Raw genomic sequence first — 18,705 nt, forward strand, 5'->3', positions numbered from 1 at the left:
CGGCGCCTTTTTTATTGCCTTAAGTATTTTCCTTTTAACCCTGCCAGCAACATTAAATCCTGAAATGCTTTAAAAATAAGAGTGATAACCTAATGAAATAGTCGTTTGTTCGTTCAATCGACATAGTTAATTTTATTTTGGCTAAATTATCATTCTGTAATTAACTTTGTATATAATTCCTAGCGATTAAAAAGAATACAAAAATGTGATTAATCAACATAATAAGAGCACTAAAAGCATGCTCTGGGGTCAAGTAAGAGAAAAACTATGTTAAATAAAACCTGTTTAGCCATTGTTATGGCCACTTCACTAACACTGGGTGGATGCAACTCATCTGATGAAATTAAATCAGCTGTAGAAGTCGAATTGCGCATCATGGAAACCAGTGATCTCCATGCCAATATCATGGATTACAATTATTATACGAGCCGAGTCGATAACAGCATTGGCTTAGCAAGAACCGCTTCCCTGATAAAACAAGCACGCCTTGAAGTTAAAAACAGTGTGTTAGTCGATAACGGTGACTTACTCCAAGGCAGCCCTATGGGGGATTATATTGCGCATACTTTCCAAGCAAATAATCAACTAATCGATACTCACCCAGCTTATAAAGCCATGAACACTCTCGACTATGCTGTGGGTAATATTGGTAATCATGAGTTTAACTATGGTTTAGACTTTTTAGATCAAGCAACAGCAGCAGCCAACTTTCCATACATAAGCGCCAATGTTTATTGTGAGATTGATAATTGCTTTAGAGACGTCAAAGCTGGTGAACCTTTATTTAAGCCTTACATCATTACAGAACAAGAAGTTATTGATAATCAGGGCGCTAAGCACACCATCAAAATAGGCTACATAGGTTTTGTACCACCACAAATTAAAGTATGGGATAAACAAAATTTAGACGGCAAAGTTATCGCTAAAGGCATTGTCGAATCAGCAGAGCGTTACGTACCTAAAATGAAAGATCAAGGCGCAGACGTCATTATCGCGATTCCACACTCAGGCATTGGCTCATCAGAAAACCCAGGTGACATGAATGCTGAAAACGCCACTTGGGCATTAACCACGGTTGCAGGCATTGATGCCATCATGTTTGGTCACAGCCACTCTGTTTTCCCAAGTGCACAGTTTTCTGATGTCGCTAAAGTCAATATTGAAACAGGCACGATTAATGGTGTCGCCGCTGTGATGCCAGGCCGTTGGGGAGATAATTTAGGTATTATCGATTTAACATTACGCCAAGAGGAAGGTAAATGGCGAGTATCCAACAGCTTGTCACAGGCTCGCCCTATTTTTATAAAAGAGACCGATAAAGTAGCAGGGTTCTCTGTCAATCCAGACAAAGAAATCCAAACAAAGGTTGCTTCAGACCATCAAGCCACACTCGACTATGTTAATGCCCCAATAGGCAAATCATCAGCGGATATGTATAGCTTCCTCTCGCTTGTTCAAGATGATCCTACTGTGCAAATTGTGTCGAATGCTCAAATAGATGCAGTCACTAAAGCCGCAGCAAAAATTGATACATTAAAGCACCTTCCTGTTTTATCCGCAGCTGCACCATTTAAAGCCGGCGGGCGTCATCGTACAAGTTCTGATGCTGACAGTTATGTACAAGTAGCAGCGGGTGAATTGTCGTACAAAAATGCTGCCGACTTATACCTTTACCCCAATACCTTAGTTGCGGTAAAAGTAACAGGTAAACAAGTTAAAGATTGGTTAGAGTGCAGTGCAAATCAGTTCAATCAAATTGATCCAAATTCCGCAGCAAGCCAAAGTTTAATTAATTGGGAAACTCATCGAACATATAACTTTGATGTCATTGATGGGGTTAACTACAAAATTGATGTGACTCAGCCTAATAAATTTGATGGTGATTGCGCTATGGTCAATGCTGATGCAAATCGAATTGTTGAGTTAAGTTACACAGATGATTCTGGCACTATTTTTAAAGGCGAAGAGTTTGCAAATAAGAGCTTTCTTATTGCGACCAATAACTTTCGAGCATTTGGTAATAAATTTGCCGGTACTGGCGCTGATTATATCGCGATGGAACTACCAGATACCAACAGAGAAGCCTTAACTAAATACATTACACAATTATCAGAGCTCAATGGTGAAGTGGATCCTAGCGCTAATAACAACTGGCAATTCAAAACAATTGAATCAAGCACTAAGCTTGATATTCGCTTTGAAACGCAAGACTCCCCTTTAGCAGATACATTTATAAAACAGAACCAGCAGCGACCTATGACCAAACTTGAAGCTGATAGTATAGTTTCTGGTTTCGCGATTTATAGTATCGACTTAAGTAACGATTTAAGTAACGACTTGAATTAATGCGTCAGTAATATGTCAATAATACTTGATGAAATGTTGGTAAAAATTGACAAAAAGAAGTGCTTAATCAATTAGGTACATATAGTGTTCAAACAAATACTTTTTGAGTACCTATGTGGTATTTAAGCACGACTCAATACTAAAACAGCCCATGATAAACCTACTGGCTGACGACAATGCTCCTATACCTCAGGGGCATTGCCATCAAGCCTATTCCTATTACTTCATCACTCAAACACGCCCTCTTATTTAACACCAATTGCGATTAGCAAGGTAATTAAGTGAACACTCAAGTTTAAAACACTGAGAAAACGCTAAATAACTACCATAAACTTCAACCTTTAACACAACTGCAGCTTAAATAACTTATCTTTACATTATCGTTCCTAGATCACAACACAGTGATTTATTTTGAATACAATCTTTATTGATTAATTTACATTTCATCTCTGTAAATTGCTCACAACAATATGGAGCAAAAGAATAATAAGCTCCGGGGTCAGAAAAAAGCGTTTAAAAGAGAGACTATTATGTTGAACAAAAAGCTTTTAGCAGTTGTTATTGCGGGTGCATTAGGTATTACTGGTTGTAGCTCATCAGATGACGATGTTAAAACCATTGAAGTTGATTTGCGTATCATGGAAACCAGCGATATCCATGCCAATATCATGGATTATAATTACTATAGTGGTCAAACCGATAAAACTATTGGTTTAGCCCGCACTGCAGCACTAATTCATGAAGCACGTGCTGAAGTCAGTAATAGTGTGTTAGTCGATAATGGTGATTTACTTCAAGGCAGCCCTATGGGCGATTATATTGCTCATGAATTTAAATCGACTAACCAATTAGCCGATACTCACCCAGCTTATAAAGCAATGAATACTTTAAATTATGAAGTGGGTAACATTGGTAATCATGAATTTAACTACGGTTTAGATTTTTTAGATCAAGCCACAGCAGAATCAAACTTTCCTTATATCAGTGCCAACGTCTATTGTGAAGTTGATGATTGCTTCAGAGACGTTAAAGCAGGTGAACCATTGTTTGAACCCTTCATCATTAAAGATCAACTTGTCGTTGATAAAAATGGTGACGAACATACGATTCAAATTGGTTACATTGGATTCGTTCCGCCACAAATCAAAATTTGGGACAAACAAAACCTTGACGGCAAAGTCATTGCACGCGGCATCGTTGAATCAGCAGAGCGTTACGTACCTCAAATGAAGGCCGCTGGAGCAGACGTTATTATCGCGATTCCACATTCAGGTATTGGCTCATCAGAAAACCCAAGTGACATGAATGCAGAAAATGCAACGTGGGCATTAACCACTGTTGAGGGTATTGATGCCATCATGTTTGGCCACAGTCACTCTGTATTTCCAAGCTCTCAGTTTGCTGACGTTGAAAATGTTGATTTAGACAAAGGTACCATTAATGGAGTTGCAGCGGTCATGCCTGGCCGCTGGGGAGATAATTTAGGTGTAGTCGATTTAACGCTAACCCAAGAAGATGGTGCTTGGACTGTAGTCAACAGCCAATCTGATGCTCGGCCAATTTTTATAAAAGCGACTGATACCACAGAAGAATTCGCTGTTGAGCCTGATGCAGATATACACGCTATGGTTGAAATTGAACATAACGCCACCCTTGATTATGTGAATGCGCCAATCGGTAAATCATCTACCGACATGTACAGCTTCCTCTCGCTTGTTCAAGATGATCCAACCGTTCAAATCGTATCAAATGCCCAAATTGACGCTGTAGCTGAAGCGGCCTCAAAGGTTGATGCTCTAAAAGGCATTCCAGTTTTATCAGCATCTGCACCGTTTAAAGCCGGTGGGCGTCACAGTACAACTTCAGATGCTGACAGTTATGTGCAAGTCCCAGCTGGGGATTTAACTTATAAGAATGCTGCAGATCTTTATCTTTATCCAAATACCATGGTCGCAGTTAAAGTAACAGGCGCTGAAGTTAAAGATTGGCTTGAGTGCAGTGCGAATCAATTTAATCAAATTGATCCTACTTCAACTGCAGCTCAAAACTTAATTAATTGGGATACTCATAGAACATATAACTATGATGTTATCGACGGCGTTAACTATAAGATAGATGTGACTCAGCCTAATAAATTTGACGGTGATTGCGCAGTAGTTAATGCTGATGCAAGTCGTATTGTTGATTTAAGCTATACAGACGCTGATGGCACGACATTTACAGGGGATGAACTAGCAAGTAAAGAATTTATTATTGCTTCGAATAACTACCGAGCATTTGGTGGTAAATTTGCAGGTACGGGTGCTGAATTTGTTGTAATGGAGCTACCAGATACTAACCGCGAGGCGTTAGCTCAATATATTTCTGAAGAATCAGAGACTCATGGCGAAGTTGACCCAAGTGCGGATAATAATTGGGACTTTGTTACTATCGACTCAGCTACTACACTTGATATTCGCTTTGAAACTCAAGACAGTGCAACCGCCGATAAGTTTGTCGAAGACTATCAAGTGCGCCCAATGACAAAACGAACTGACTTAACTGATGAGTTTGGGTTTGCAATTTACAATATTGATTTGCAAACGCCTGTATCTAACTAAATAAGAATCAGTTTATTAACGTAATTCTCTGTAAAGTTAATTACTTCTGCTAAATAAAAAGGCGCATAATGCGCCTTTTTTCTCATTAGAACTTAATCAAGTTCAAACAACCTCGCCATTGTTTTGATATGGTTCAGTGGCACTTTATGTGTATTTCTTTGAGCACACAAAGCTTGATGCTGACTATCTTTAGGATCACCGATAACTACAACACGAACTTGATATCCTAGGGCTTTAGCAGCAGCCTCGTAAGCCATATATTCCCATTTTGCCACATTGGTATTATCACATATAACTAATGGTTCATTGCTTGCCAACGCATTGATAAATGCCGTTAAATTAGCCTGATGATATTGGCTTAAAAACTTAGGATTAAATAGATACTGACCTTCTTGCTCAAAGTATTTATCCGTTGAAAAATATCCATATTGTTTAACATGTAATGCGGTATCAATACCCTGCTTTGTTAAAAATTCATTCACCCAGTATGACTTACCACTACCAGGTAAACCTCGCATGATAATGGCTAACTTTATATTGGTTTGATTCATTAATTCTTATTTCGAAAGTGACATACGTATAAATACTTAAGCCGATAAAGCATTGGCTAATTGTTCATTGAATGATGGGTTACCCACAACTTCGCCTGCTAAAATAGTTTCTACTAATTGCGGCACAATATCCCCTGCTTTTCCAGTCAAATGATATTGAAACTGACTGTGTCGATCTGGCTTCGCCAGGTTAACCTCAACGGTTTGTGCGCCATGATGATTAGCACTATCGACAAAACCTGCTGCAGGATACACAGTACCAGAAGTCCCTATTGCAATGAATAAGTCACAGTTGTCCAGTGCATCATGGATTCTGTCCATGCCAAAAGGCATTTCACCAAACCATACGATGTGAGGACGTAAGCGTTTAGCTGGAATACAACAGGTGCAGCAATTATCTTCACTAAATGGTTCGCGTAACACGAACGTTTGCTGCGATTGAGGGCAACGGCCTTTGTTTAATTCTCCATGCATATGTAATAAACGTTTAGAGCCAGCACGCTCATGTAAATCATCCACATTTTGTGTAATAACAAGTAGCTTGCCAGAAAACTCCGCTTCAAGTTTTGCTAAAGCAACATGGGCTGGATTGACCGTAATTTCATCACTGTTAAGGTTATCCCAACGGCTATTATAAAAGCGTTCCACTAAATCAATATCTCGAGCATAGCCTTCCGGTGTGGCGACATCTTCAATATGATGTTGCTCCCACAACCCATCTTGATCTCGGAAGGTTTTTATCCCCGACTCAGCTGAAATACCTGCGCCAGTTAAGACTACAATCTGCCGATACATATTGATTTCCTTATTGTTATAATATGAAGCAACTCAATCACTAGCTTAGCAAAAGATCACTGTAAATTTTATATTGCTAATCATGAGTAAAATACTAACCCTATAGTGATATAAATGCTGCAAACTCACAATAATCCCTTAGTATAAGTAAGACTATTGTGTATTTTTTAACTAAAATGAGCAGCTTATTTAGTAGATAACAGAAAAATCTAGTTATATTGTCGATTAACCTTCAACAAAGGTTCCAGTTTCTGATTTCAACACATATAATAAACTTAACTATCCACGGATGAACCTTTAGGTTCTGCAATCAAGAGATTAGCAATGACAGATGGAAATCAAGCACTCAAAAAAGCAGGTTTAAAAATTACTCTGCCACGAGTTAAAATCCTAGAATTAATGCAAGCCCCTGAAAATCAACATATCAGTGCTGAAGATTTATACAAAAAATTGCTCGATGTTGGTGAAGAAATTGGCTTAGCAACTGTCTACCGTGTATTAAACCAATTTGACGATGCAGGTATTTTAAACCGTCATCATTTTGAAAGCGGCAAGGCAGTTTTTGAAATGTCGACTCAAAAGCATCATGATCACCTTGTTTGCTTAACATGTGATAAAGTTATTGAGTTTTCTGATGAAGTTATTGAGCGTCGTCAGGACGAAATCGCTATGCGCCACAATATCAAACTGACTCACCATAGTTTATATCTATATGGTCACTGCACAAATGATACCTGTGACCACGCAGACGAATAGCATTTATTGTTTTAGTTAATTGACTTTAACAAATAAAAAGCCAGCATTAAGCTGGCTTTTTTTATCGCTAAAATGGCTAGACTAAAATCGACCATTCACTCCAATACTATAAGAGAAACCATCAATATCAGAATCCAGCTCTTTAGCTGCAGTAAACACCGCAGCCATTGTGTCAGTTATAGGTAAATAATAATCGGTGCTTAATAACCAGCTGTCATACTCACTTTCATCAAAATCATAAAAATATGAAGCGCCTACAGACCAAGAATTAGTGACATACCAATCCGCTTCCACTAAAGCGGTTGAATTACTATCGCTATAGGAACCACCACTATAACTAATGTCAGGATCGTTAAACACTGAATCTACGGTGTAATCACTGTAAGTATATCGACCACTTAAATACAAACCTTCAGTCCAATCAAATTGAACGTAAGTATCAGCACCTAAAGTAATACTATCTTGCTCAGTATCAGACTTTCTAAAAGATGATGATTCACTGATATCATAGCCCCCTGAACTACGAATATACTCAATATAAAAAGAACTAGATGGATTGAAATAATACCCAAGCGTTACACCATAATTATCATTTTCGAAACTAGAGTCGGCTTCAAAATTAGAATATTGTGCTTTGATAAACCATTTTGAATCAAACACATATTCACCAGAAATATTGTATTGGTCATAATCATTCCCGATTCCTGAGTAAAACCCGCCTATATTTGACACCTGACCAAGATAGCCTGATAGCAAATAAGGGGTTTTATTGTCATTTATCGACGAGAAATAATAGCGGTAATCGAGTTTAAAGGTTCCGTCTGAACTTGATTCTGTTTGATCAAAATATGTCACAGTGCCGTCATGTTGGTAATCATCATCTGCCATCACTAATGTAGATAAAGAAGAAGAAAATGCGGTGAGAATGGCTAAATATAAACCTTTTTGAATCATATTTGTTCCTTGTTTAAATAACAAGAAAGAGCCATAGAAGATAATATCCATATCTTTATTCCTACATCGCAATGTTGCGATCGACTCTTTCCATAGAGTTTTTTTGGGGATACTTCTAAGGCAAAGATAGAAATAACAATATCTACCTTTACTTAGAAGACTCTAAACTAACGAAATATAAATTAAATTTCAATCGGATAGGTTAATAATTTATAACATTCTTTGATATACCTGTACCTTATGGCCTTTGTATATGTTTTGTTCATACAACGACATGCCATTGTTTACTGCTACTTTTTCAGAGCCTACATTTCCATGTAAGATGAGCGCAATAACTTCATCAATATCAAACATTGGCTTAAGTGTATCCATTACCGCTTTTGCTGCTTCTGTACCAATTCCCTGCCCCCAATATTCTGGAAGAAAGCGATAACCCAGTTCCACTTTATCGTATTCGGGAATGTATTTAGGCCCACAAAAACCAATCACTTTTTTATCTTCTTTATGATACACCGCCCAGCGTCCAAAACCTTTATCGTTATAGTCTGCTTGTATTACTTCTTTGAAAACTTGTTCAGCCTCTAATAGGCTTTTTAAGGGCGATTGTGGGATGTAAGTCAGCACATCAGGGTTACTATTCATTAATAAAATAGCTTCTATATCGTGCTGATTAAATGGACGAATGAGTAGACGATCTGTTTCTGCAATCACTGCGGGGATCACGGGCGTTATATGAGACACGATTATCCTTAACCTTTATTATTCTGAATTGTTGTGGGCTAACTACATGTTTAACTTTAGTAAAATAACCTTATCAAGATTTGACGATTTATCAATAACCACATGATAAAATGAATAATATTTCATCATCAACCGTTTGTTGCCCAACAAAAAAGGCGCCGAAGCGCCTTTTATATAACTTGCCAGTATTTACCAGCCAGTTTTAGTACGTAACGCTTTACCGATATCAGCTAAAGAGCGAACTGTGCTTACGCCAGCAGCTTCTAGTGCAGCAAATTTATCTTCTGCAGTACCTTTACCACCAGCGATAATTGCGCCAGCATGACCCATACGCTTACCTTCTGGTGCAGTCACACCAGCAATGTAAGAAACAACAGGTTTAGTAACGTTCGCTTTGATGTATTCAGCCGCTTCTTCTTCAGCAGTACCACCAATTTCACCAATCATTACGATTGCTTCAGTTTGTGGATCGTTTTGGAACATTTCCAATACGTCGATGAAGTTAGTACCAGGAATTGGGTCACCACCAATACCAACACAAGTTGATTGGCCGAAACCTTCGTCTGTAGTTTGCTTAACCGCTTCGTACGTCAAGGTACCAGAGCGTGAAACAATACCGACTTTACCAGGCTTGTGGATGTGACCTGGCATGATACCAATCTTACATTCACCAGGAGTGATAACACCTGGACAGTTAGGACCGATCATGCGAACGCCAGTTTCTTCAAGTTTAACTTTAACTTGAAGCATATCTAACGTAGGGATACCTTCAGTGATACAAACGATTAGCTCGATGCCACCGTCAATTGCTTCAAAGATAGCATCTTTACAGAAAGGAGCTGGTACATAAATTACAGTAGCAGTTGCGCCTGTTTCAGCTACAGCATCTTTAACAGTGTTAAAGACTGGCAGACCTAAATGAACTTGACCGCCTTTTCCTGGAGAAACGCCGCCAACCATTTTAGTACCGTAAGCAATTGCTTGCTCAGAATGGAAAGTACCTTGACCGCCAGTGAAACCTTGACAGATAACTTTAGTATCTTTGTTAATTAATACAGACATTATTTGCCCTCCGCAGCTTTAACAACTTGCTCAGCTGCGTCAGTTAAACTGGTAGCTGCAATGATATCAAGATCTGAGTTAGCTAAAACTTCACGACCTAATTCAGCGTTAGTACCTTCAAGACGAACAACAACTGGTACTTCAACGCCCACTTCTTTAACAGCGCCGATAATACCTTCTGCGATCATGTCACAACGAACGATACCACCAAAGATGTTCACTAGAACGGCTTTAACATTTGAATCAGAAAGAATGATTTTAAATGCTTCAGCAACACGTTCTTTGGTTGCTCCGCCGCCAACGTCTAAGAAGTTAGCTGGCTTGCCACCGTGTAGGTTTACGATATCCATAGTACCCATTGCTAGGCCTGCACCGTTAACCATACAACCTACATTTCCGTCTAATGCTACGTAGTTAAGTTCAAACTTAGCTGCGTGTGCTTCACGAGCATCATCTTGTGATGGATCGTGCATTTCACGGATTTTTGGTTGACGGAATAAAGCATTACCATCGATACCAATTTTGCCATCAAGACAGTGAATGTTGCCTTCGTCAGTGATAACAAGTGGGTTGATTTCAAGTAAAGCGAAATCATGGTCTTCAAACATTTTAGCTAAGCCCATGAACACTTTAGTGAACTGCTTCATTTGAGTTGGGTTTAAACCTAACTTGAAGCCAAGATCACGTGCTTGGTATGGCTGAGGACCCGCTAATGGATCAATGATTGCTTTGTGAATTAACTCAGGCGTTTCTTCAGCAACAGTTTCAATCTCAACACCACCTTCAGTTGAAGCCATGAAAACAACACGACGTGTTGCACGGTCAACTACGGCACCAAGGTATAATTCGTTTGCGATATCAGTACAGCTTTCTACTAAGATTTTAGCAACCGGCTGACCTTTTTCGTCAGTTTGGTAAGTGACTAAGTTCTTACCTAACCAGTTTTCAGCAAATGCTCTGATTTCTTCTTTATCGCCGGTAACTTTAACGCCACCTGCTTTACCACGGCCGCCTGCGTGTACTTGACACTTAACAACCCACATATTACCGCCAATGTGACCAGCAGCTTCTACCGCTTCTTGGGCTGTATCGCAAGCGAAGCCTTCAGAAACTGGTAAACCATATTCGGCAAATAAGGATTTTGCCTGATACTCATGCAAATTCATGATGATCTATCCATATACTTCTTAAAAAATCCTACTGGCTCGTTTGAGCCAGCTACGAGGGTACTGTCTAGTTGACTCTTATAGGTCAAGCAATAGACGTGTTGGGTCTTCAAGGAAGTCTTTAATAGCAACCAAGAATCCAACTGACTCACGCCCATCAACAATACGATGGTCGTAAGATAGTGCTAGGTACATCATAGGTTGAATAACAACCTCACCGTTCACTGCCATTGGGCGATCTTTAATAGCATGCATGCCTAAGATTGCGCTTTGAGGAAGGTTTAAAATTGGAGTCGACATTAGTGAACCGAAAACACCGCCATTAGTCACTGTAAAGTTACCGCCAGTCATATCATCTACTGATAATTTACCATCACGGCCTTTAATCGCTAATTCGCGAACGTTCTTCTCAATTTCAGCAAGGCTCATAGTATCTGTGTCACGTAATACTGGTGTAACCAAACCACGTGGAGTTGATACTGCAATGCTCACATCAAAGTAGTTGTGATAAACAATTTCATCGCCATCAATTGAAGCATTAACTTCTGGGAAACGCTTAAGGGCTTCAGTTACAGCTTTAACGTAGAAAGACATAAAACCTAAACGGATTCCGTGGCGCTTTTCAAAGATTTCTTGATATTGCTTACGAATGTCCATAATTGGCTGCATGTTAACTTCGTTAAACGTTGTTAGCATTGCCGTTGAATTTTTCGCTTCAAGCAGACGGTTAGCAATTGTTTTACGTAAACGTGTCATAGGTACACGTTTTTGGCTGCGACCTTCAAGCGGCGCAACAGGTGCTGATGCAGCTGCTGGTTTCGCTGCTGGAGCAGACTTAACAAATGCTTCAACGTCTTCTTTAGTAATACGTCCGCCAACACCAGAACCTTTCAATTGGCTAGCATCAACATTGTGCTCAGCAATTAGACGGCGCACTGACGGGCTTAGTGCATCGTTTGATTCATCAGATTCAACAGCAGGAGATGCTGCTTCCGCTTCAGCTTTAGTCACTTCTTGACCAGAAACTGCACCAGCAACAAAGTTAGCAATAACTTGTTCACCAAGGACAGTATCGCCCTCTTGGAATAATAATTCGCTAATAGAACCATCTTCTGGCGCAACAACTTCAAGTACGACTTTATCAGTTTCAATATCAACTAGATTTTGGTCACGAGAAACCTGTTCTCCAGGCTGCACATGCCATGTCGCGATAGTTGCATCAGCAACTGATTCTGGCAAAACGGGTACCTTAATTTCGATACTCATGGAAAGCTTTCCTTTTTATAAATTTTATTACGACAGTTTTAATGCGCTATTGATTAATTCTTCTTGCTGGCGAGCATGAAGCGCTGGATAACCACAAGCTGGTGCAGCAGATGCTTCACGGCCCGCATAAGTTAATTGAGCTCCAGCTGGAATCGCTGCCCAGAAATGATGTTGGCTACAATACCAAGCACCTTGGTTCTGAGGTTCTTCCTGACACCATACAAAATCTTTAACATGCTGATAATCAGCAAGTGCTGCTTGCATTTCTTCTTGTGGGAACGGGTACAGTTGTTCCACACGTAAAATAGCAATATTGGTAATTTCTTGCTTACGACGCTTGTCGAGTAACTCGAAATACACTTTACCGCTACAGAAGACAACGCGTTCTACTTTGCTTGCATCTAATGCATCAAGTTCACCAATGACACTTTGGAAACTTCCGTTTGCTAATTCATCTAAAGTTGAAACAGCTAATGGGTGACGCAATAATGATTTAGGCGACATAACAACAAGTGGACGACGCATAGGGCGTACAACTTGACGACGCAACATGTGATAAACCTGTGCAGGCGTAGAAGGAACACACACTTGCATATTATGGTTTGCACAAAGTTGTAAGAAACGTTCTAGACGAGCAGATGAATGCTCAGGACCTTGGCCTTCATAACCATGAGGTAGCAACATAGTTAGACCACATAAACGGCCCCACTTTTGCTCACCAGATGACAAGAACTGATCGATGACCACTTGGGCACAGTTAACAAAGTCACCAAACTGTGCTTCCCAAATAGTCAGACCACCAGGTTCAGCTGTTGCGTAACCGTATTCAAATGCCAGTACTGATGCTTCTGATAATACTGAGTCAGTAATATCAATTTCACCTTGCTCATCAGCCACATTACGTAATGGCAAATAAGTCGTACCGTCATTTTGATTATGAAGGACCGCATGACGATGGAAGAAAGTACCACGGCCAGAATCTTGACCTGTAATACGAACACGTTTTTTATCTTCCAAGATAGACGCATAAGCCAAGGTTTCAGCAAAACCCCAATCAACTGGTTTTTCACCATCGGCCATCGATACGCGGTCTTTGTAAATCTTAGCGACACGAGACTGTAATTTGTGGCTTTCAGGGATATCAACGATCTTTTGCGCTAAATTATTTAAACGCTCAAGTTCCATTGACGCTTGGTAGCTTTCGTCCCACTCACGATTAAGGTATGGCGTCCAGTCAACAGTATGTAATGTCATTGGTCGCCATTCTTTAACAACACAATCACCGGCATCTAATGAGTCACGGTACGTATTAACTAAACCTGTAACATCATCAGCAGAGATGCTGCTTTCTTCGATTAATCGATCGGCGTAAATCTTACGTGGCGTAGGATGTTTTTTAATTTTTGCATACATCAACGGCTGTGTAGCACTTGGTTCATCAGCTTCGTTGTGACCATGTCGACGGTAACAAACTAAATCAATGACGACGTCACGTTTGAATTCGTTACGGTAATCAACGGCCAACTGAGAAATAAAAGCAACAGCCTCTGGGTCATCAGCATTGACGTGGAAAATGGGTGCCTGCACCATTTTAGCGATATCAGTACAGTACTCTGTAGAACGCACATCTTCATGGTTAGAAGTGGTAAAGCCAACTTGGTTGTTAATAACGATACGAATCGAACCGCCAACCTTAAAGCCACGAGCTTGAGACATGTTGAATGTCTCTTGAACAATACCTTGGCCTGTTATTGCTGAATCACCATGGATAGTAATTGGCATAACTTGTAAGCCATCTTTACAACCACGTCTGTCTTGACGAGCACGAACAGAGCCAATAACAACAGGATTAACAATCTCAAGGTGAGATGGGTTAAACGCTAAGGCTAAATGAACATTACCACCTGGTGTTTCAAAATCTGATGAGAAACCTTGGTGATACTTAACGTCACCAGAGCCTTGAACTTCATCGTGTTTACCAGCGAATTCATCAAATAATTCTGCAGGACGTTTACCCAGTACATTTACAAGTACGTTTAAACGACCACGGTGAGCCATACCAACTACGATTTCTTTCGTTCCAGCTTCACCTGCGCGGTATAAAATTTCGCGCATCATTGGTACTAATGCATCGCCACCTTCAAGAGAAAAACGTTTTGCGCCTGGAAATTTTGCGCCAAGGTATTTTTCCATACCTTCAGCAGCATTTAGGCCTTCTAAGATACGTTTTTTGGTGCTGATGTCGTAATTAGCTTTACCTAAAGATGGTTCAAGACGTTGTTGAATCCAACGCTTTTCATCCGTATCAGTAATATGCATGTACTCAGCACCGATTGAGCCACAGTAAGTGCTCTTAAGTGCTTTAACGATGTCGGCTAATTTCAATGTGTCGCTACCGTATGCAAACGAACCTGTATTGAATTCACGTTGCATATCTTCAGCATCTAGACCATGAAACGCTGGGTCTAATTCAGATACTGACTCACGCTGCCATAACCCTAATGGATCGAGATTGGCATTTTGGTGACCTCGAAAACGGTGAGCATTGATTAACTGGAGAACTTTAACTTGTTTAGCATCTAATTCAGGGTCGGTTACACGGCTGGCGCCTTTGGCTCGACCTTCTAATGCTAAACTGCGGAAATAATCACGTACTTTAGAGTGTGCAGTTTCAGGTATATCTTGAGAAGTACCATTTACCGCAGGGAGATTATCAAAAACAACTTGCCAGTCTTCAGAAACTGAACTTGGATCTTCTTGATAGGCTTCATACATCTCTTCTACGTAGGTCGAATTAGAGCCACTTAAATGTGACGATTCGAGCCAAGCTTTCATGATGCCTTGGTGCATTACTTTTCCTTACAAAACTTGATACACGTGCTTCGACATAATCATAATTACGATACCTATTGCACCGCAATCGAATCGTATCTAACTATATAATTTTAATCAGTTAAATACAAAGGACTTCCTAATACACACAATAGAGTCATCTCCAAAGATGAAGATGACTCTCAATGAGAGCTAATTAAACTGTAAACCTAGCTCTAAACTGTGCATTTATACTGCTCGCTTCAATAGCATTGACTTAATATGCCCAATTGCTTTAGTTGGGTTTAATCCTTTAGGACAAACATCAACACAGTTCATGATGCCATGACAACGGAACACACTGTAAGCATCATCTAAACCAGCTAGACGTTCTTCAGTTGCCGTATCACGACTATCAATCAAGAAGCGGTAAGCATGCAATAAACCACTTGGACCGATAAATTTATCCGGGTTCCACCAGAACGATGGACAAGCAGTAGAACAACAAGCACACATGATACATTCGTACAAACCATCTAAATGAGCGCGCTCTTCAGGTGATTGTAAATGTTCACGAGCCGGGGTTTTCTCATCATTGATAAGAAACGGCTTAATTTTTTCGTACTGAGTGTAGAACTGAGTCAGATCAACAATTAAATCACGCACTACAGGCATGCCTGGTAAAGGACGGATTTCAATTTTCTTACCCTTAAAAGTAGAAACAGGCGTAATACACGCTAAACCATTTTTACCATTCATGTTCACGCCATCACTACCACAAACACCTTCACGGCATGAGCGTCTAAATGATAACTCAGGGTCAGACTCTTTCAGCTTCATCAGTGCATCCAGTACCATCATATCGGTACCTTCTTCCACTTCTAAGCTGTAATCTTTCATATAAGGCTTAGTATCTACATCAGGATTGTAGCGATAAACTGCAAATTCCAATTTCATCGTGGCTTCTCCTAGTAAGTACGCTTGATAGGCGGGAATGCATCACGAAGCTTAGGCTCCATGTTGACTTCACGCTTAGTCATTTGTTCAGTGACAGGATCAAAGACACTGTGACATAACCAATTATCGTCATCACGGTCTAAGAAATCTTCACGAGAATGCGCACCACGGCTTTCTGTACGGAAGTTAGCAGCATAAGCAGTTGCAATCGCTGTAGCCATTAAGTTATCTAACTCTAAACACTCGATACGTTGAGTATTAAATTCTGAAGAATTATCAGATAACTTGGCGTTAGCTAAACGTTCACGGATCTTCTTAAGCTCTTTAAGGCCTTCAGCCATTGCATCGCCACTTCTAAATACAGAGAAGTTAAGCTGCATACATAACTGTAAGTCTTTACGGATTACTGCAGGATCTTCACCTTCTTTATTGCTTTCCCAGCGATTAAGACGATCAAGTGAAGCAGCAATTTGCTCTTCTGAAGGTGCTTTAGGATCAGCAGTCTCATCTAACGCTTTACCTAAATGCTGACCTGCAGCACGACCAAATACCACTAAATCAAGCAGTGAGTTACCACCTAAGCGGTTTGCACCATGTACTGATACACAAGCAATCTCACCAACTGCAAATAAGCCTACGATATCTTGCTCTGAACCATCTTCGTTCTGGCGAACAACTTGGCCACTAACTTTAGCGGGTAGACCACCCATCATGTAGTGACATGTTGGCAATACAGGGATTGGGCCATCTGCTGGATCAATATGCGCAAACGTACGAGAAAGTTCACAAACACCAGGAAGACGCGCTTCTAATGTTTCTTTACCTAAGTGATCAAGTTTAAGTAAACAGTGCGGGCCTAATGGACCATCTAATCCACGACCTTCACGGATCTCAGTCATCATTGAACGAGCAACGACGTCACGAGATGCCAAATCTTTTGCGTTAGGAGCGTAACGCTCCATGAAGCGTTCGCCATCTTTATTTAAAAGATAACCACCTTCACCACGACAACCTTCAGTTACAAGCACACCTGCGCCAGCAATACCGGTTGGGTGGAATTGCCACATTTCCATGTCTTGCATCTGAACACCAGCGCGCATTGCCATACCAACACCGTCACCAGTGTTAATGTGAGCATTGGTAGTAGAAGCGTAAATACGCCCTGCACCACCCGTTGCTAAAATTGTTGCCTTCGATTTGAAGTAAACAATCTCGCCAGTTTCAATTTCAATTGCAGTACAACCCACAATTGCGCCGTCATCGTTTTTAACTAAATCTAATGCATACCATTCAGAAAACACTTCAGTTTTGTGTTTAACGTTTTGTTGGTATAAGCAATGAAGCAAAGCATGACCTGTTCGGTCAGCTGCTGCTGCAGTACGTGCCGCTTGTTCGCCACCAAAGTTCTTTGATTGGCCACCAAATGGGCGCTGGTAAATAGTGCCGTTTTCGAAACGTGAGAATGGAAGACCCATTTGCTCAAGCTCGATAACCGCCTCTGGACCTGTCTTACACATAAACTCAATCGCTTCTTGGTCGCCGATAAAATCAGAACCTTTCACAGTATCGTACATGTGCTGTTCCCAGTGATCTTCATGGGCGTTACCTAACGCAACAGTGATACCACCTTGCGCAGAAACCGTATGAGAACGTGTTGGGAATACTTTAGATAAAAGCGCACAGCTCTTACCTTCTTTAGAAATTTGTAAAGCCGCTCGCATGCCAGCGCCACCAGCGCCGATCACTACTGCGTCAAATTCGCGAACTGGAATAGCCACTTAAACACCCCACACTATAATGATGCCTGCAGCTAGATAACAAAAAGCCGCTACGACAAATACGAACTGAAGTAATCCACGTACTGATACATTTTTAACGTAATCAGTTAGCACTTGCCAAATACCAATCCACGAATGAATAAGCACAGCGACTAACGCTAGCAGAGTGAATACTTTCATCGGCAAAGTGCTAAATAACCCATGCCAGATTTCGTAAGTTAATGGGGCGCTACACGCAATGAAACCCACCATAAAAATGGTATAACAGGTTAAAATTACGGCACTAGCACGAATTAAAATAAAGTCATGAACACCACTGCGTCCAAGGCTTGCTGCATTAGTTACCATACCCAAATCCCCACAATGATTGAAAACGCCGCTGAAAGTACAAAGGCGATTTTTGCTGAAGCTAAGCCTGAGGCTAACTCTTCCCAACGACCGGTATCCATAATCAGATGACGTAAGCCAACGATTAAGTGGTAACCCAACGCAGTAAGAATTCCCCAGATAACAAACTTAACGAGCAAGTTATCAAAAAGAGATTGTAGGCCAGCGAAACTCTCAGGAGATGCTAAAGATTCATTTAGCACCCAAATAAGAATACCGACAGCAAACAGCATGATAACACCGGAAATACGGTGAAGAATTGACGCAATCGCTGTTGCAGGAAAGCGAATGGTCTGTAGGTCTATATGGACAGGTCTTTGCTTTTTCACGTTCTGCTCACTCAGCTCCATTGAGCATTATTTTTATTATTCATCTTGCTTTGCTTCTATTTGCAACACCAACACACATATGTAAACAAAATGTTGAAACATAACAGACTACTATCAAACACTTAACTATTTGAGAAACCACTAATTTAGCTAGGTAAAAAATGTTTTCAAAAATGTGATGTCTGTCGCCCTTTGTGGACGCAGGC

15 protein-coding genes are annotated in these 18,705 nt (G+C 40.4%); 3 read left to right on the top strand and 12 right to left on the bottom strand.

Annotated elements, in window-relative coordinates:
* The first annotated feature begins 267 nt into the window (after positions 1-267).
* Together AN944_RS04225 and AN944_RS04230 are read left to right on the top strand one after the other, a co-directional pair.
* Entirely contained in the window at positions 268-2,346 is a 2,079-nt protein-coding gene (locus tag AN944_RS04225) for a bifunctional 2',3'-cyclic-nucleotide 2'-phosphodiesterase/3'-nucleotidase (protein ID WP_055023347.1), read from the top strand.
* Between the two features lie 530 nt (positions 2,347-2,876).
* The gene (locus AN944_RS04230) at positions 2,877-4,946 is read left to right on the top strand and encodes a bifunctional 2',3'-cyclic-nucleotide 2'-phosphodiesterase/3'-nucleotidase (RefSeq protein WP_055023348.1); all 2,070 of its coding nucleotides are present in this window, start codon (positions 2,877-2,879) and stop codon (positions 4,944-4,946) included.
* 92 nt (positions 4,947-5,038) lie between these two features.
* Here AN944_RS04230 and AN944_RS04235 read toward each other — a convergent pair whose 3' ends face one another.
* The gene (locus tag AN944_RS04235) at positions 5,039-5,497 is read right to left on the bottom strand and encodes an AAA family ATPase (protein WP_055023349.1); all 459 of its coding nucleotides are present in this window, start codon (positions 5,495-5,497) and stop codon (positions 5,039-5,041) included.
* Between the two features lie 36 nt (positions 5,498-5,533).
* A complete protein-coding gene (gene cobB / locus AN944_RS04240; protein WP_055023350.1) occupies positions 5,534-6,292 on the bottom strand; it encodes a Sir2 family NAD+-dependent deacetylase in 759 nt (252 codons plus the stop codon).
* Positions 6,293-6,616: 324 nt separating this feature from the next.
* Here cobB and fur point away from each other — a divergent pair, with 324 nt between their 5' ends.
* The gene (gene fur, locus AN944_RS04245) at positions 6,617-7,048 is read left to right on the top strand and encodes a ferric iron uptake transcriptional regulator (protein WP_055023351.1); all 432 of its coding nucleotides are present in this window, start codon (positions 6,617-6,619) and stop codon (positions 7,046-7,048) included.
* A gap of 81 nt (positions 7,049-7,129) precedes the next feature.
* Here fur and AN944_RS04250 read toward each other — a convergent pair whose 3' ends face one another.
* The 10 genes from AN944_RS04250 to sdhC form a co-directional block, all read right to left on the bottom strand.
* Positions 7,130-8,053 (bottom strand): hypothetical protein, encoded by a 924-nt coding sequence (locus tag AN944_RS04250; protein WP_055023352.1) that lies wholly within the window; start codon positions 8,051-8,053, stop codon positions 7,130-7,132.
* 159 nt (positions 8,054-8,212) lie between these two features.
* Positions 8,213-8,713 (bottom strand): GNAT family N-acetyltransferase, encoded by a 501-nt coding sequence (locus tag AN944_RS04255; protein WP_055023353.1) that lies wholly within the window; start codon positions 8,711-8,713, stop codon positions 8,213-8,215.
* 219 nt (positions 8,714-8,932) lie between these two features.
* Positions 8,933-9,805: a succinate--CoA ligase subunit alpha gene (gene sucD, locus AN944_RS04260; RefSeq protein ID WP_055023354.1), complete on the bottom strand. Its 873-nt coding sequence runs from the start codon at positions 9,803-9,805 to the stop codon at positions 8,933-8,935.
* On the bottom strand, positions 9,805-10,971 hold the full coding sequence (gene sucC / locus AN944_RS04265; protein ID WP_055023355.1) for an ADP-forming succinate--CoA ligase subunit beta: 1,167 nt from the start codon (positions 10,969-10,971) through the stop codon (positions 9,805-9,807). Before sucC ends, sucD begins: the two co-directional genes overlap by 1 nt.
* A gap of 78 nt (positions 10,972-11,049) precedes the next feature.
* Positions 11,050-12,237, bottom strand: a complete 1,188-nt coding sequence (odhB, locus tag AN944_RS04270; RefSeq protein WP_055023356.1) for a 2-oxoglutarate dehydrogenase complex dihydrolipoyllysine-residue succinyltransferase — start codon at positions 12,235-12,237, stop codon at positions 11,050-11,052.
* 27 nt (positions 12,238-12,264) lie between these two features.
* Complete coding sequence (gene sucA, locus AN944_RS04275; protein WP_055023357.1) at positions 12,265-15,087, bottom strand: 2-oxoglutarate dehydrogenase E1 component; 2,823 nt, start codon at positions 15,085-15,087, stop codon at positions 12,265-12,267.
* Positions 15,088-15,297: 210 nt separating this feature from the next.
* The gene (locus AN944_RS04280) at positions 15,298-16,005 is read right to left on the bottom strand and encodes a succinate dehydrogenase iron-sulfur subunit (protein WP_055023358.1); all 708 of its coding nucleotides are present in this window, start codon (positions 16,003-16,005) and stop codon (positions 15,298-15,300) included.
* 11 nt (positions 16,006-16,016) lie between these two features.
* Entirely contained in the window at positions 16,017-17,783 is a 1,767-nt protein-coding gene (sdhA, locus tag AN944_RS04285) for a succinate dehydrogenase flavoprotein subunit (RefSeq protein ID WP_055023359.1), read from the bottom strand.
* The gene (gene sdhD, locus AN944_RS04290) at positions 17,784-18,131 is read right to left on the bottom strand and encodes a succinate dehydrogenase, hydrophobic membrane anchor protein (protein ID WP_055023360.1); all 348 of its coding nucleotides are present in this window, start codon (positions 18,129-18,131) and stop codon (positions 17,784-17,786) included.
* Positions 18,125-18,520, bottom strand: coding sequence for a succinate dehydrogenase, cytochrome b556 subunit (sdhC, locus tag AN944_RS04295; protein ID WP_055023361.1), 396 nt, complete (start codon positions 18,518-18,520; stop codon positions 18,125-18,127). The genes sdhD and sdhC overlap by 7 nt, the downstream gene beginning before the upstream one ends.
* Positions 18,521-18,705 lie beyond the last annotated feature (185 nt).

The sequence above is a fragment of the Shewanella sp. P1-14-1 genome (assembly GCF_001401775.1).
In the GTDB taxonomy this organism is placed as follows: Bacteria; Pseudomonadota; Gammaproteobacteria; order Enterobacterales; family Shewanellaceae; genus Shewanella; species Shewanella japonica.

Excerpts from the sequence above, each read along its gene's own strand:
- AN944_RS04225 (WP_055023347.1), top strand. The coding sequence starts at position 268 with ATGTTAAATAAAACCTGTTTAGCCATTGTTATGGCCACTTCACTAACA.
- AN944_RS04230 (WP_055023348.1), top strand. The coding sequence starts at position 2,877 with ATGTTGAACAAAAAGCTTTTAGCAGTTGTTATTGCGGGTGCATTAGGT.
- AN944_RS04235 (WP_055023349.1), bottom strand. The coding sequence starts at position 5,497 with ATGAATCAAACCAATATAAAGTTAGCCATTATCATGCGAGGTTTACCT.
- cobB (WP_055023350.1), bottom strand. The coding sequence starts at position 6,292 with ATGTATCGGCAGATTGTAGTCTTAACTGGCGCAGGTATTTCAGCTGAG.
- fur (WP_055023351.1), top strand. The coding sequence starts at position 6,617 with ATGACAGATGGAAATCAAGCACTCAAAAAAGCAGGTTTAAAAATTACT.
- AN944_RS04250 (WP_055023352.1), bottom strand. The coding sequence starts at position 8,053 with ATGGATATTATCTTCTATGGCTCTTTCTTGTTATTTAAACAAGGAACA.
- sucD (WP_055023354.1), bottom strand. The coding sequence starts at position 9,805 with ATGTCTGTATTAATTAACAAAGATACTAAAGTTATCTGTCAAGGTTTC.
- sucC (WP_055023355.1), bottom strand. The coding sequence starts at position 10,971 with ATGAATTTGCATGAGTATCAGGCAAAATCCTTATTTGCCGAATATGGT.
- odhB (WP_055023356.1), bottom strand. The coding sequence starts at position 12,237 with ATGAGTATCGAAATTAAGGTACCCGTTTTGCCAGAATCAGTTGCTGAT.
- sucA (WP_055023357.1), bottom strand. The coding sequence starts at position 15,087 with ATGCACCAAGGCATCATGAAAGCTTGGCTCGAATCGTCACATTTAAGT.
- AN944_RS04280 (WP_055023358.1), bottom strand. The coding sequence starts at position 16,005 with ATGAAATTGGAATTTGCAGTTTATCGCTACAATCCTGATGTAGATACT.
- sdhD (WP_055023360.1), bottom strand. The coding sequence starts at position 18,131 with ATGGTAACTAATGCAGCAAGCCTTGGACGCAGTGGTGTTCATGACTTT.
- sdhC (WP_055023361.1), bottom strand. The coding sequence starts at position 18,520 with ATGGAGCTGAGTGAGCAGAACGTGAAAAAGCAAAGACCTGTCCATATA.